This is a genomic window from Gottfriedia sp. NPDC058432, from assembly GCF_042721555.1.
Classification (GTDB): Bacteria; Bacillota; Bacilli; order Bacillales; family Bacillaceae_G; genus Gottfriedia.
In genome coordinates this window covers 190,580-203,501 of sequence record NZ_JBHXLC010000007.1, presented here as the reverse complement: position 1 = coordinate 203,501, position 12,922 = coordinate 190,580, and the positions used below count along the sequence as shown (strand labels likewise).

11 protein-coding genes and 1 pseudogene are annotated in these 12,922 nt (G+C 31.5%); 1 reads left to right on the top strand and 11 read right to left on the bottom strand.

The window, feature by feature from the left end:
* Positions 1-216: 216 nt before the first annotated feature.
* The 3 genes from ACFWM3_RS09695 to cax all read right to left on the bottom strand — a co-directional run bounded on the left by ACFWM3_RS09695 (position 217) and on the right by cax (position 2,803).
* On the bottom strand, positions 217-1,020 hold the full coding sequence (locus ACFWM3_RS09695; RefSeq protein ID WP_056465269.1) for a YfkD famly protein: 804 nt from the start codon (positions 1,018-1,020) through the stop codon (positions 217-219).
* Between the two features lie 96 nt (positions 1,021-1,116).
* On the bottom strand, positions 1,117-1,719 hold the full coding sequence (locus ACFWM3_RS09690) for a YczE/YyaS/YitT family protein (RefSeq protein ID WP_390311216.1): 603 nt from the start codon (positions 1,717-1,719) through the stop codon (positions 1,117-1,119).
* A gap of 25 nt (positions 1,720-1,744) precedes the next feature.
* Positions 1,745-2,803, bottom strand: a complete 1,059-nt coding sequence (gene cax / locus ACFWM3_RS09685; protein WP_056465271.1) for a calcium/proton exchanger — start codon at positions 2,801-2,803, stop codon at positions 1,745-1,747.
* A gap of 258 nt (positions 2,804-3,061) precedes the next feature.
* On the opposite strand from cax, the gene ACFWM3_RS09680 reads away from it, so the two are divergent.
* Positions 3,062-3,472: a pyridoxamine 5'-phosphate oxidase family protein gene (locus ACFWM3_RS09680; protein ID WP_056465273.1), complete on the top strand. Its 411-nt coding sequence runs from the start codon at positions 3,062-3,064 to the stop codon at positions 3,470-3,472.
* A 513-nt stretch (positions 3,473-3,985) separates the two neighbouring features.
* Here the strand turns inward: ACFWM3_RS09680 and ACFWM3_RS09675 are convergent.
* The 8 genes and pseudogenes from ACFWM3_RS09675 to ACFWM3_RS09640 form a co-directional block, all read right to left on the bottom strand.
* A complete protein-coding gene (locus tag ACFWM3_RS09675) occupies positions 3,986-4,501 on the bottom strand; it encodes a VanZ family protein (RefSeq protein ID WP_390311215.1) in 516 nt (171 codons plus the stop codon).
* A gap of 10 nt (positions 4,502-4,511) precedes the next feature.
* Positions 4,512-5,405 (bottom strand): UTP--glucose-1-phosphate uridylyltransferase GalU, encoded by an 894-nt coding sequence (gene galU / locus ACFWM3_RS09670; RefSeq protein ID WP_390311214.1) that lies wholly within the window; start codon positions 5,403-5,405, stop codon positions 4,512-4,514.
* A gap of 161 nt (positions 5,406-5,566) precedes the next feature.
* Positions 5,567-6,331 (bottom strand): annotated as a pseudogene (tagH, locus tag ACFWM3_RS09665) (teichoic acids export ABC transporter ATP-binding subunit TagH); the annotation flags it as partial.
* A gap of 12 nt (positions 6,332-6,343) precedes the next feature.
* On the bottom strand, positions 6,344-7,156 hold the full coding sequence (locus ACFWM3_RS09660) for an ABC transporter permease (protein ID WP_056465280.1): 813 nt from the start codon (positions 7,154-7,156) through the stop codon (positions 6,344-6,346).
* Positions 7,153-8,439, bottom strand: a complete 1,287-nt coding sequence (locus ACFWM3_RS09655) for a nucleotide sugar dehydrogenase (protein ID WP_390311213.1) — start codon at positions 8,437-8,439, stop codon at positions 7,153-7,155. The genes ACFWM3_RS09660 and ACFWM3_RS09655 overlap by 4 nt, the downstream gene beginning before the upstream one ends.
* 242 nt (positions 8,440-8,681) lie before the next feature.
* The gene (locus ACFWM3_RS09650) at positions 8,682-10,259 is read right to left on the bottom strand and encodes a glycosyltransferase (protein ID WP_390311212.1); all 1,578 of its coding nucleotides are present in this window, start codon (positions 10,257-10,259) and stop codon (positions 8,682-8,684) included.
* A gap of 35 nt (positions 10,260-10,294) precedes the next feature.
* Positions 10,295-11,623, bottom strand: a complete 1,329-nt coding sequence (locus ACFWM3_RS09645; RefSeq protein WP_390311211.1) for a glycosyltransferase — start codon at positions 11,621-11,623, stop codon at positions 10,295-10,297.
* Positions 11,616-12,716, bottom strand: coding sequence for a glycosyltransferase family 4 protein (locus tag ACFWM3_RS09640; protein ID WP_390311210.1), 1,101 nt, complete (start codon positions 12,714-12,716; stop codon positions 11,616-11,618). The genes ACFWM3_RS09645 and ACFWM3_RS09640 overlap by 8 nt, the downstream gene beginning before the upstream one ends.
* Positions 12,717-12,922 lie beyond the last annotated feature (206 nt).

The following is a 12,922-nucleotide window of genomic DNA, read 5'->3' as shown; positions in this document are numbered from 1 at the left end:
CGAATTGCTTCACTCTTAATTTCTAATGTATATTTTTGAAACGTTTGCCCTTTTTTTGCCATAAAAAACACCCCTTAAATTCAATGTTGCCCAACGGAGGGTTTTTTCAACATCTACTTTAAGGGGTGCAGTCTAATTGATGGCATGTTTTTTTATGTACTTTTTTTCAAACACAAAAAACCACAAGGAAAATAATCTACCTTGTGGATCTCTCTATTATCTAGGGTGTGGAGAAGCAAAATAACCAAATGAAACATAATCCTGAACAGGAATCCATGCACCTACACCTTGTGATACTACATTTTTAACTTGTAGAGTTCTTTTATTCCCTTTTAAGATTAAGTACACTTCTCCAAATGTAACTTTCCCTTTTTCATTAACTGCAGGAGCATAAGCATATAAATAGCCGAGTTGCTTTGGAGGAACATTATATACTCTTTCGTTTTTAGTTCCAGCTCCAACTACTGTTTGGAATGCTAGTGGAAGAGTTGTTTTTTCTGATGCATCATGCATCATTAAATTAATCACGTCATCCGAATTTCTTACTTTAGCAGTTAAGCCACCTTTAACAATCTGTTGCGAATTTTGGTAGTATTTTATTCGTTTGTACGCTCTTTCTCCTCTATTATCTAGAAAGTTTGTATTAATTTTTTTATATTGCCAATTAATTGTTGTCTCATTTGACTCGTAATTTAAAGGCCAAACCCCTAAGAAAATTTTCGCATTATAGCCTATTGCAAATGGTGCTTTACTGACATAGGATTCATTAAACATACGAATGAGATTTGGATTCTCAATTTTGACATTTGATGAATTTAACAACTGCTTAGCTAATCCCCCTGGTTGAAGTTCTGGAAGGTCCTGAGTTGGATTAGGGTAAGTATTCTCTTTTGTCACATTTGCAGCCGAACGTGGGACTTTAATATCTGAATTAGCTGCAAAAGTTGTTTGTCCATTATTTAAAGAAATAATTAAAATAGCTATAGTAATAAGAACGAATGGCTTAAACCATTTAGACATATTCATGCCCCTTTCACAAATAAGGAAATTATTACTCTTAGCATGAACATTTTATGTAAATATATGTATTCCTTAAAATGAAAATTTTGCTATGAACTAAAGCTTACTATATAGTTTCTCAATTGGACCTCTTAACTTCTGCAAAATAGGGCCTATACTGAATGTAATTAAGACGGTTCCGATTCCAATTGGACCTTGTAGTAGAAATGCCAATATTAAAGCAAACACTTCACCAATCGTTTTTGCTACTCCTAAACTTACCCCGAACCGCTTATTGAGCGAGATCATTAAATCGTCTATTGGACTTAATGGAAACTTTGCTTGCAAATAAATCGCAATACCAATCGTCATACTTAAAATGGCTAGTACTAATTGGATATATCTAGTGACTATATTTGAATCAAATAAATGCTCCGACTCTACAGTTAGCCAAAAATCTAGAAATCGTCCAATTAAAATAAACGTAATCGCTGCAAGCCAATCCGGTCTTTTCTTTTGCAAAAAAGCATTTACAAACAATAGTACGGATGAGTTTATGATAATCCAATTTCCAACAGATAAGCCAAAGGTTTTTGACTCTCCAACTGCTAATGCATCCCATGCACTAGCTCCTAGGCCAGCTTTAATCGCTAAACTGATTCCTAAAGTTAAAAATAGTAATCCAATTAAATAAAATAGAACTCTTATTATTATTTTCAAGTATTACCACCTTCAACTTTCGTTTTTATAATAAATAGAACCCAATCCCCATAATGAAATAAGCTGCTAATAATGTTAATCCTTCAAACCAGTTTGTATCTCCATCATTCATAATGGCAATTGTTAAAAATACGGAAGTGATCATGGAAATTAATTCAGGCATAGAAAATATTAATGGCATTCTTTCCCCTATAAACAATGAACAAATCACTAATACCGGTGCTACGAACATAGCAATTTGTAATGATGAACCAACAGCAATTTCTACTGAAACCCCTACTTTATTTTTATATGCCATTACAATTGCAGATGCATGCTCAGCCGCGTTACCAACGATTGCAACAACGATGATACCGATAAATAATTCAGTCCATCCGAACTTATCTCCGACTGTTGTAAACGTGTGAACTAGCTTTTCTGAAACATATCCAACCGCTACAGTAGCTAACGCTAAAACAATCATGGCTTTCCCTGTTCCCCACTCAGCTTCTTCATGCTCTTCTACGATTTCTTGATTTTTAGCTACGTAAACCCCTCGATGTGTAACTAATTTAAAGTAAAGTGCAGCTAAGTATAAAACCATTAAAACAATCGAAACGCCTACACTAAGTGTCATCTTATCATTTGCAGTCATTTTAACTGAAAAAATTTCAGGTATAACAAAGGCTAGTACGACCGCAAAGATCAACAATCCTGAATTATGTCTCGCATCGTAAACATTGAAGCTTTGGCGTTTATATTTTAATCCACCAATAAAAAAGGATAGTCCACCTACTAAAAGTAAGTTTCCTATTACAGAACCAGTTAATGATGCTAAAACTACTTCCGATAAACCATTTTGTAATGCAAAAATCGCGATAATTAACTCTACTGCATTCCCAAATGTCGCATTTAAAAGTCCCCCAATTCTTGGGCCAGCTGCAATCGCTAAACTTTCAGTAGCTCTTCCCATAATGCCAGCTAATGCAATAATCGTTAAACAGAAAATGATAAATAATAAAATCTCGCTCCAATGCATCAAGCTGCCGATTACCGATAATGGTACACCGATAAATGTAACAATAAAAAATAAACGATGAGCCATAAAAACCTCCTAAATAAATATCCTTATAAATATCATATGCAAAAGACTTAAAAAAATAGGTTTAAATGCAAAACAATTAACAAACACTTAAAGTGTTGTTGGCTAAATGATTTCAATCACTTGGATAAAAGTTTCGTTTTCACCTATATTGCTCAGGAGGATTATGACCTCGAGAAATAGAATTACTTATGTTGGAGATTCGGTTGGTAGAATAGATTTCTACCTTCCCTTCTTCTGAACTAGGAGGGAGTTAAAAAAATGATTCAACAAAATATTATGAAAGTACTTAAAGCGAAACAATTAGGTCTATTTACAACCATTCGTGAAGACTTTCCGCATAGTTGTTATATGGTATTTTTCTTTAAAGGCTTAACGCCTTATATCGCTACAAATAAGAATTCACAAAAAGTAGAAGATATAAAAAATAATCCAAATGTACATATACTTCTTGGCCATGATGGTGACCGATTAGATGATAACTTTGTTGAGATGTTTGCAAGAGCTGAGGTAATTGAAAATGCAAGTCCTGAAGAGAAAGTATGGACAGAGGAATTGTCTAGATGGCTTGAAGGTCCCGAAGATCCGAACTATGTATTGATTCAAATGAATCCAGTTAAAATCGGGTATGTAGAGAAAGCAGGTACAGAACCTACTTTTATAAAGCTGTGAAAAACGAAATCTTATCTAATTGAATTTAGATAAGATTTTTATGTTTTGTTGAAAAACAATTCTGTCATTTAATAATTCAAATTTTCGTAAAAGGAGTGCAGTGATGTTGATTTCCACTGCAGGATGCTCGCTTTCCATGGGGCGGGACCTGAGCCTCCTCGGCGAGCCTGTGGGGTCTCAGCCTTCCCGCTTATCCCATAGGAGTCGAGCATCCCTCCGTTCCAATCAACTTATTCATTAAAATAAGTCTGCATAAAAATCTACGTTAATATCTTTTACTTAGAGTAATAACAGATCATTAATCAGATTTTCGAACTTTAACTTATAATATTTAAAATTCCGAAACTTTAAACAGTTACTAGTGTTTATTTATAATAAAACTTCCTAAACATACAAATATTTAAAATCATTTAATAATCATAAAAAAAGATATTTTTATCAAGAATAATATTCACTTAATTTGCGTATTCTCAATTGACCATTTATTATTTCATACAAAAAAAAACCATTCGATTAAACTCGAATGGATTTTTGAACTTTTGCTTTAAGTTTCTTATTTATTAATAGAAATAAACATGCCCCTACTAGAGCACCAATTGAATCAATTACTACGTCTTGAACTAACGGAGTTCGATTTGCAGTAAAGGATTGGTGGAATTCATCCGAAGCTGCATAAAGGATTGAAAAAATTACGCCTACTAAATAGGCTCTCTTTACATAGAGCTTTGCTAATCTTGTAGCAAAAAAGCAAAGTAAGAGATAGATTGAGAAATGGGATAGTTTACGAATAAAGAATTCTGTAAATCCTGCTACTCCAAGTTCTTTTATACTTACTTCATGTCCAGCGTAGTTAAAGTGGACAAAGGTGAAATGTTTCATTAGATCATATAAAAATGTAAAATGATTTATTTCTGGTCTTATATCTTGTTTTTCATATGGTGTCGCCGATGAATAAAAAATAATGCCAGCTATAAGGATCACAGGTAACCAATATTTAATAAATGTTTTAAAAGGACTAGAATTTTTCATTCTATTTGATCTATTGGTCAAATTCATTAATTTTTTGTTTTAAGTAGTCTAATAAGTCATCTCTTAAATCATCACGTTGGAGTGCAAAGTCGATCGATGTTGTAATAAATCCTAATTTTTCACCAACATCATAGCGCTTACCTTCAAAGTCGTATGCAAATACTCGCTGAATTTTATTCAGCTTTTGAATTGCGTCTGTTAATTGGATTTCTCCACCCGCTCCAACTTCTTGTTCTTCTAGGAATTCAAAAATTTCAGGAGTTAATAAATAACGGCCCATAATTGCTAAGTTTGATGGTTGAGTTCCTTTTGCTGGTTTTTCAACAAAATTACGAACTTGATAACGACGACCATCTTTCTCAACTGGGTCAACAATTCCATAACGATACGCTTCATCTTCAGGAACTTCTTGCACACCGATCACTGATGAATGAGTTAACTCGTACTGCTGAATTAATTGTTCAACACCTGGTACTTCTGCTTGAATAATATCATCACCAAGTAGTACAGCAAATGGCTCATCTCCAATAAATTTACGAGCGCACCATACAGCATGTCCTAATCCTCTTGGCTCTTTTTGTCTAATATAATGAATCTCTACCTTTGAAGGCTCTTGTACTTTTTCAAGTATGTCATATTTCTTTTTTTCTAATAGATTTTGTTCTAATTCGAATGAAATATCAAAATGGTCCTCGATTGCACGTTTACCTTTACCAGTTACGATAATAATGTCTTCAATTCCAGCTTCAATTGCTTCTTCAATAATATATTGAATTGTCGGTTTGTCTACGATTGGTAACATTTCTTTTGGCATTGCTTTTGTAGCCGGTAAGAAACGAGTACCTAATCCCGCTGCTGGGATAATGGCTTTACGTACTTTTTTTACTTTGTTATTATTTTCCACAATAATCACCTAATATTTTTTATAGTCTATATTAATAAAGATTAAGCTTTTAATCATCACTCAAGTGAATAATAAAGTATTTCACATATATAATGCAAGGAAACCTAAGCTTTTCAAACTTAGGTATCCCATAAACTATTTAATTAATTATAATGCATATTTTTTTCACGATCTTTTGTACGTTCTTCAGTAGATAATTTATTGTACTCAGTAAGGAACTTTTGATAGTTATCGCATACAGGACTAATGTCTCCATACTCTACCACTTTTCCGTAATGAATCCATAATCCTTTTGTACAAAAATCCCTTACTTGTCCTAATGAGTGACTAATAAAGAAGATTGTTTTTCCTTGTTCTTTAAAATCATTCATTTTATCTAAGCAACGTTTTGTAAATGTTGGGTCACCAACAGATAATGCTTCGTCAATTACCATAATGTCTGGATCAATATTAACGGAAATTGCGAATCCTAATCTTGATCTCATACCGCTTGAATATGATTTAACTGGTTGGTTAATAAACTTACCAATTTCAGCAAACTCAATAATGTCAGGCGTAATTTTTTCAATTTGTTTTACCGTTAGACCCATCATTAAACCTTTAAGTCTAATATTTTCTAAACCAGTTAGTCGATTATCTAAACCAGCTTGAATGGCAATTAGTGAAGCAACACCATTTACTTCGACTTCACCTTCATTTGGCATTGTCACACCCGCAATTAAGTTTGACATGGTACTTTTACCAGATCCATTTAATCCAATTATCCCTACGATTTCACCTTGTTCAACCTCGAAGGATACATCTTTAAGGGCATGAAAGAATTCGCCACCTTTACCGCCAAAGAATAAATCCTTTAGCTTGTCGGTCGGCTTACTATACATTTTAAACTTTTTTGTAACATTTTTAAAAATAACTTTTTTTGTCATTGTGTTCACCTTCTATAGGAAATCAACAAATTGCTTTCTAAACTTGATATGGAAAATAGAGCCAATTGTAAAGATGATTATTAGCACTGCCCAAAAATATACTGTATATTTTGAGAAAATAATATCAGAATGACCATATAAAAGAGCTCCACGATAACCTTCTACAATATAATAAAAAGGATTTAATTTCATTATAAAAAATAAAATTTTTGATGCACCAGAACCTCTAGATGGCTCCCAAAGAATAGGAGTTAAATACAAGAGCATTCTAGTAAAGGACTGAATAAAAAGATGAATATCCCTAATCATTGTTGAAAGTGTAGAGGTAAATAGCCCTAATACAATATTGAATATTAAACCTGCAATCATAAAATAAATCAAAGCAAAAATATTCATTTGATCAAAACCTTGGCTTACAACAACCCCAATAAATAGAACTCCCATCATAAATACATGGGTATTAAATCTTGAAAGTACTACATAAGTAGGAATGATACTTAATGGGAAATTCATTTTTGAAACGGTCCCAATACGATTGAATATAGAACTTGATCCTTGCATGATTGAGTTACTAATAAAAAACCAAGGAATAAGTCCACAAAGCATCCAAATTAGAAATGGAATACCATTAACTGGAGCACCGCCTCGTATACCTGTACCGAAAGTTATCCAATATACTGCAATTTGAAATAGTGGGTTTAAGAAAACCCAGATAACGCCAAGTTGGCTATCAGCATACTCTTTACGCGTCTCATATGACGATAATCGGAATATGAGTGATAGATTATTAATCTGTTCTTGCAAAACTGTTTTTATACTATTCATAGATTTACCACATTCTCTTTAATTACTTTATTTATATTACCATAGTTTACAAAATTCATTTTTGAACTATTTGAAGGATTAACACAGTTTCTAGTATCAAAAACGATTGGGTTTTTCATGAAAGGTGCTAATTCATCATAATTCATGTTTTTGAATTCATTATGATCAGTTAATACTAAAATTAAATGAGCATCTTTTACTGCATCTTCTGCAGATAGAAGTGTAAATGTTTCTGTACTAGCAACGTGTGGATCATGAGCTGCTACAGTAATGCCTTCATTTTTTAATAGTTCAATGATATCCATTGCTGGACTTTCACGCATATCATCAACATTACCTTTATACGTTACACCGAAAGCAGCAACTTTTGGATGATCAACATTTCCAATAATTTTCTTAACATTTTCAACAACATAGCTAGGCATAGATGAATTTGTTTCACGAGAAAGATTAATTATTTTAGCAAGATCAGGTGCTTTTGCCACAATAAAGTAAGGGTCTACTGCTAAGCAATGCCCCCCAACACCTGGACCAGGTGAATGTATATTAACTCGTGGGTGTTTATTTGCCATTTCAATTACATCTAGTACATTGATATCAAGCGTATTACATACTTTTGTCAGTTCATTTGCTAGTGCAATGTTTACATCACGGAATGTGTTTTCCATTAACTTAGACATTTCTGCTGTTTTTGCATCAGTACGAATAATTTCACCTTGTACGAAAGTACTATATACTTTTGCTCCTGCTTCAGAACATTGAGGTGTAATTCCACCAACAATACGGTTATTATATATTAATTCGTGCATAATTTGACCAGGTAATACTCGTTCTGGACAATGTACTAAAAATAAATCTTCACCAACTGTAAAACCTGATGCTTCTACTAATGGTTTTACATAGTCATCCATACTACGTGGAGCAATTGTTGATTCCACAATCAATACATTCCCTTTTTGTAAGTAAGGAATTGTCGATTTAACTGCACTTAATACGTAAGTTAAATCACAAGATTTATGCTCATCATCATTATTTGGTGTTGGTACAGCGATAATAAATGCATCAGCAGCTTCAGGTGTTAAAGAAGCTTTAAATAAACCTTTAGACACTACATCTTTCACTACTTCTGCCAATCCAGGTTCTTCAATATGAATTTCCCCTGCATTTAGTTTATCTACAACACTTTGATGTATATCTACCCCAACTACTTCTACCCCATGTTTCGCAAACATTGCTGATGTTGGTAAACCAATATATCCTAGACCAATTGTACAAATTTTCATTTAGATTACCTCTTTCAATAAAATCACTTAATTTGTATTAATTACATTAATGCTATTTTATAATTATTTTCTAAAATAGATATACACCGTAACAATAATAATACAATAAATTAATATTTTCAGTATTACCCAAATGCGAAATATAATATAAATTTTACAATTTTATATCCACTTAACAAAACTTTTATAAAATGTTTAATACAAATTATTTGGTCCCTATCATTTAAATAGATTTTATATCTTTATACAAATCTTTTAGTAAAACTTTTAAGCTTATTGCCTAAAAATTTAATTCTACCACTAGTACTTACTTCTTTAATAGATAAAGTTAACTCATGATTTACATAAACAGGTGTAATTTGTTGTTTACCTATAATTGACGATTTTAAGTGAATTCTATCGTTTTTAGAAATTTGAAGATCAGTTTGATAGGATAATTCTTCTACTTCCGTCTTAATTGAGACTTTCCAATCACCTGATGACAAATACGATAGAATGGGAATCGTTACTGTATTAAAATCAACGTATTTATATTGTTTGGAATGCGTTTCTTTACGTTCATTCGTTGCATTATCTACTAGTTTAATGTTGATTTTTTCATTACTTTTTTTATTAGTAAAAACTATTTCCATACTTTTAATTGTTGATGGGATATTCGCGTAATAAATGGAACCACCAAATGTAAAGATCCCTTTTTCTAAACTAATATTTTTGATGTTTTGACCGATAAGAAAAGTATTTTTCGATAAATTAACAGCATAATCTGGAAAATGCTCGATCAAGTATTTATGATACTCACTATTCATTCTTATTTGGTCTTTTGGAACATCACTGTTTGTTAATACATTTAAAAACTTCAAAAAGCCATCTTTGTTTTCATCTAATATTAATTGAAGTAATAACAAATCCCGATTTTTTAAATTAGTAAAGATCTCCTTATTATTAATTATGTTAATAAAATCAACACAAATATTATATAAAGAAAATTGTTCTTCCTTACTTAATTTAGAAGCTTTAAGATAAATTGAGTCAAAAAAGAATCTTAATTGTCTATTTTCAATCGTTTTTATCTCTTGTATTAACTCTAATTCATTATAAAGGTTATTTAGTTCGTTTTGCGTTTTTAATAATTGTTCGAAAAAACTTAGACTTACTTTTTTTACTAAACTACTATCTAAATCATTTACACGATATTGAATCATATCAATATCTTTCACAACTGTTTTATTCGAAAGTAATAAGCTTTTCTCTGTAAAGAGTAAATCTTCGCCTATTCTTAATGATTCATCAAATTGAATATTTTTTTGTAAAATAAACTCTCTTTTATAAAGTTTATTCCAAACAGCAGGTGTAAAATGTAGTTCGCTATTTTTTCTTACATGTCTAATCGAAGATAGATTTTTCTTAAAAACCTTCCCCATATATGATAGGCGCCACTTTTTTAAATCATTAAAACAAATAAAATTTCCGATTGCTGTATCAGCATCATTTTCAATTGCTACTGCAAGTAATTTTTCATAAGCACCTTTAATTGCCAGGTCATCACTATCTAGAAAGGTGATATACTTTCCAGTTGCTTCTTGAATCCCCTTATTTCTAGCAGCACTAGGACCACTATTTTTTTGAGAAATGAGTTTGACATTAGGGTGTCTTTCAGTAAAATTTCTACTTATTTCTAAACTACCATCTGTCGAACCATCATCTACTATAATCAACTCTAAATTATTCATTCGTTGATTTAGAACTGATTCAATTGTATCTTTAATAAACATTTCGTTATTAAAATTAATTAAGATTACGCTTAGACTGTAAACTGTCATTAAATTACACCCCATATTAGGAAGTAAATAGTTTTTTATCCTACGTTAGTCGCTAACTTTTGACCATTTAAGACTTTGTCATAAATATCGATAAAAATCTTTTTCTCATTATTCCAGTTGTAATGATGACGTGCTTCTAAACAATTCGCACTCATTTTATCCCTTTTTTCTGGGTGATCTAAAAGATAGTTCACACCTTCAGCAATTGAATCTACTTCATGTGAATCAACACATACACCGACATATTCTTTTTCAACAACCTTTTGAATCTCAGGAAAGCTACATGCTACAACTGGTACACCACTCATCAAATACTCAAACAACTTATTAGAAGATGCAGAGTAATGATTGAAGTTAATATTATTTAATACTTGAAAACCTAGATAAGCATTTCGAGTATAATTTAAAAGCTCATCTACTGGAACTTTATCGATAAATTTCACTCGATTTTCTAAATTTAATTGATCTACTAAATCTAAAAGTACAGGCTTAATTTTACCATCTCCGATAAATACAACTGTCCCTCGTTTAAACTGAGGAGTAGCCTTAACGATTAGCTCTAAGCCACGCCCTTTTTGAATCCCACCTTGATACAACAAAATAGGTTCATTCGGATCTAATCCAAGCACTTCATGTAAATTGATTGCCTTTTTTTCTTCAGGTTTTGAAACGAATGGATAGTTATGGATCACCTCAGGTAAATCAATATGATATAAATCTTGAGTGTATTTCGCACGAGTATAATTTTCATGAATCATAATATCGATGTAGCGTATTAAAAACTTTTCAATCTTACCAAAGATTGGATTTTCGTAGCCAGATCGACTAGATTGTACTTCATGTGAATCATACACTAATTTACTACGATGAAATACTTTAGCACATAAAATACCTTGTGGTAATGTATTTAAATCATTTGCATGGTATATATCATATTTCTTTTTACTGCCATGGTAGATCATTTGAAGAATATTATAACCCCTCGTTAAAATTACTCTTACATAACGATTCCCAAATAATATAATAACGGCTGCAATAATAATCGTTGCAATAATGTTAAAAAATAACCCAGCAACTAATAAGATTGCCGCAAGTAATTTTGTCATTATATTTGATTTAAAGAAAATGATGAGCTTTGCACAAAAGTTGATTAGATGATAGATTCCAAATGGTAAACGATTATTTACACGAATGACATTAAAACCTTCTTCATATCTTTCTCTCTTCGGTAATGTATCCGAATCATCGTGTAATGCAATTAAATCTACATCATAACCTACTTCGGTTAATGCTGAACACTCACGTAATACACGCGCGTCATTTGTAAAGTGGTTAAACACAAATGCACAAACTTTCTTATTCATGGATTTCCTCCATCACTTGAATTAACACATTAATATTCGTTTTCCATCTTAAATTTTTATAAGCATAATTGTATCCATTCTCACCAAGAGTTTTTCTTGCTGTAGGATTATTTGCTAATTCAATTATTTTTTCATACAACTCTTGTACTGATCCCTCTTTCAGAGCAATACCACAATTTGCACTTTCAATAATTTCACCTGCATAACCTGATACATTTCCAATAATAGGTTTCTTTACGCTCATATAATCGATGATTTTTCCAGGTAATACAGTTTTAAAAACTTCCTGTTCAACAAGACTGACATATGCAATATCAGATTCTGATACGATTTTAAGTGTATCATTACGAGACTTTGCAGTGTGTAATGTTACGTTTTCTAATTTTTTATCTTCAATATATTTTTTTACTTCATTCGTATTTTTACCGTACCCTACAATCGTAAAAAATATATTTTGATTTTCCTTGAACATTTCAGCAACACTTAAAAGTTTGTTCAAGTCTTGAGCAAAACCTAGGTTACCTGTATAAGTAACTTCAATTTTTTTGCGATCCTCATTATTCGGAACTTCAATAGAAAGTTCTTCTTCAGATAGTGAGTTTGGAACGAACTTGATTTTGTCAGCCGGGACATTTTTATTTGTCATATAGTTAATAAAGCTACGACTATTAACAATGATTCTTGTTGCTTTTTTATATAATAGTTTTTCTACTTTATATGCCGTAGATAGGATTAATTTATTGGAGAATACTTTTACACCTACTAAGGATTCTGGCCATAAATCCCTAATATCTAATATTAAAGGTGCTTTTAATCTCCACTTTGCGATTAATCCAGCAATTCCAACGAAAATTGGTGGTGATGTTACAAAAATATAATCGAATTCCTTTTTATATTTAAAAATAGCTCCTATAAAACGGAACATAACTTCTAAGTATAAATAAAGTCTCTTAATGATACTTGTAGAATGAGTCTTAATTGATGTATCAACTCGAATAATATCATCTTCATCGATTAGCTTTTCATTCCAGAATCGCTTATTTTCATAAAGTTCGCGGCTTGGATATCTAGGGTGTAAAGTAAGTACCTTCACATCGTAATTTTTTTCTTTTAATTCTAGATAAATATTTTTTAATCGATTTGCAGCACTCCCAATTTCAGGATAGAAGTGTTGAGTAATTAATAAAATTTTCTTTTTGTTAGCTGTAATATTAATACACCTCCTAAACAGTAATATTACATTCGGAAACTACAAAACAAGAGGTATTGTAACATAATTAGACCTATAATTCCATTAAA

Excerpts from the sequence above, each read along its gene's own strand:
- ACFWM3_RS09695 (WP_056465269.1), bottom strand. The coding sequence starts at position 1,020 with ATGTCTAAATGGTTTAAGCCATTCGTTCTTATTACTATAGCTATTTTA.
- ACFWM3_RS09650 (WP_390311212.1), bottom strand. The coding sequence starts at position 10,259 with ATGACAGTTTACAGTCTAAGCGTAATCTTAATTAATTTTAATAACGAA.
- ACFWM3_RS09655 (WP_390311213.1), bottom strand. The coding sequence starts at position 8,439 with ATGAAAATTTGTACAATTGGTCTAGGATATATTGGTTTACCAACATCA.
- cax (WP_056465271.1), bottom strand. The coding sequence starts at position 2,803 with ATGGCTCATCGTTTATTTTTTATTGTTACATTTATCGGTGTACCATTA.
- ACFWM3_RS09680 (WP_056465273.1), top strand. The coding sequence starts at position 3,062 with ATGATTCAACAAAATATTATGAAAGTACTTAAAGCGAAACAATTAGGT.
- ACFWM3_RS09660 (WP_056465280.1), bottom strand. The coding sequence starts at position 7,156 with ATGAATAGTATAAAAACAGTTTTGCAAGAACAGATTAATAATCTATCA.
- ACFWM3_RS09675 (WP_390311215.1), bottom strand. The coding sequence starts at position 4,501 with ATGAAAAATTCTAGTCCTTTTAAAACATTTATTAAATATTGGTTACCT.
- ACFWM3_RS09645 (WP_390311211.1), bottom strand. The coding sequence starts at position 11,623 with ATGAATAAGAAAGTTTGTGCATTTGTGTTTAACCACTTTACAAATGAC.